Raw genomic sequence first — 446 nt, 5'->3', positions numbered from 1 at the left:
GCTTCTGCCAGAGTCCGCCCGCCACTGCGGCACCAAACGCACCGTAGACCACCAGGAGGATGGCGCCGCGGTCCACCACTTTCAGCGCAGGAGCCAAGCGGTCCGTCCATCTGACTGTCAGTTTGTGGAGTAGCTGGCCCACGATGAACGGTGCCACTATCTGCAGCCCAATCCTGACAGCCGACGTGGCATTCATTCCGCTGTATGCACCCATGGCGAGGGCCACCAGGAGGGGCGTGGCCAGGACCCCGAGCAAGTTCGAGATGGACGCCGCGCAAATGGCCGCCGCGGTGTTCCCTCCTGCAATTCCGGTGAAAGTGGTGGCTGTTTGCACTGCGGTGGGAAGCATCGTCAAGAACAGCAACCCCGCTACGAGTTCAGGGGTGAGGTACCAGGATGTTGCGGCGGCCACGCCGAAACCCAGCAGAGGAAAAACAACAAACGAA

At 61.9% G+C, this 446-nt stretch carries 1 protein-coding gene; it reads right to left on the bottom strand.

The window, feature by feature from the left end; genetic code table 11:
* Positions 1 to 412, bottom strand: a 412-nt coding sequence (locus tag DBR22_RS20975) for a bile acid:sodium symporter (protein ID WP_146187607.1), incomplete at its 3' end; no start/stop codon positions are given.
* Positions 413 to 446 lie beyond the last annotated feature (34 nt).

Origin of the sequence: Arthrobacter sp. HMWF013 (genome assembly GCF_003061105.1) — a bacterium.
Taxonomy (GTDB): Bacteria; Actinomycetota; Actinomycetes; order Actinomycetales; family Micrococcaceae; genus Arthrobacter.
This window is presented reverse-complemented; position numbering and strand designations above follow the sequence as displayed.